Raw genomic sequence first — 1,297 nt, forward strand, 5'->3', positions numbered from 1 at the left:
CGCCCAAGAGATTTACCGCGCAGTTGGGGAGGGATAGCAGGAGAGCCAATCGCGGCAATAATTACAGCAAAGGTTTGAGCGACACGACCAGGTGCTAGGTTATCCTGAGGCGCCTGCCAAGGCAAAGGAGAATCAACACACTCTAGTCTAGCCAACCAAAGTTGCCAAGTCATCAAAGGCATCAAAGCGCTCCAACGTTCAGCCACCTGAGTAGAGCCAAATTGGGGTTGAGTCCAATGTAAACGTTGCTTAGCAAAACGATACCAGTGTTCTAAAGCAAAGCGACGGAGGTACTTCAACCAGAGCGTTGCCAAAGTAGGCATGGTTTTACCCAACCAAGCCAACCAGAGAGGTTGAAACTTACGGTTGCGTCCCAAGGGTTCCACCACCTCAACTCGAAAGAGTTGCATCGGTCGTTCAGCAGAACCACGAAAATGAAAATCACACCAATGGGTTACTCGCACCAAACCGATTTTTGGGTCTGTAACTTCCAAGACTGTGGTTGCCTCAGTCCAAGTTTCTGAGTCATTCAACTTGAATTTATGCCCATGTTTGCACGGTGCACCACGACCGCTATAGACCGGTGGTATGCCCCAAACACAACGGTTTGATGACAAACGCAGCAACAAATCTGCCTCAATGTTAGCCGTCTGCTTTACGAAACTGGCATTTCCATACCCTCGGTCATAGACGGCTAGGGGACGGATTCTCAATTGACGTGTAACTTGTTTGAGTTGGAAGGCGGCTTTACTCGTAGGGGTCTCGAAACTGGTGATCCGCTCATGCCTTAAAGGTAACGCCCAACTTCCACTTGTTTCTGGAACCCATGCTAAGGTGCTATAACTTTGTCCGAGTCCTATGTTCCCATCTTTGCCATGGTGGAATCCCCTCTCCTTCAGGGTAACCGCATCTGGTCGCAACCATACACTTTGGTCTCCTGCCAATAGGGGCTGCTCTTCGCCCGTTATCTCTTCCACCATCAGCTTCATTAGTTTTGCTCGCTCTGGTCGGCTATCTCGCAGGGCTTCATAAATACTTGGCCATTTTCGCCGAAATACTGGACTCATTGACAGACTTACATACGAATTAATGCTCGGACTTGTCAACACGGCATCCATTAATTCAAATACTGCATCTTTTGCTGTCCCTAAGTATTCATAAATCGAGTTGCGAAATTCTTGGAGTTTCTGGAAAATCATTATTGTCAATGTCAATTTTGGTTAATTGATCATTGCTCTTTTGGCAGTTTGTGCCAAGCACCTGCTGCCTTTTTTTCTTTTTCTAGTCCAAAGTCCAG

General features: G+C 47.4%; 1 protein-coding gene. It reads right to left on the bottom strand.

Translation table 11 applies throughout. The features are described 5' to 3' along the window. The coding region (locus ACP2WE_RS25970; RefSeq protein ID WP_425218414.1) for an NF041680 family putative transposase at nucleotides 1-1,199 on the bottom strand (1,199 nt) is incomplete at its 3' end. Nucleotides 1,200-1,297 lie beyond the last annotated feature (98 nt).

This window comes from Tumidithrix helvetica PCC 7403 (assembly GCF_965232925.1).
Taxonomy (GTDB): Bacteria; Cyanobacteriota; Cyanobacteriia; order Pseudanabaenales; family Pseudanabaenaceae; genus Tumidithrix; species Tumidithrix helvetica.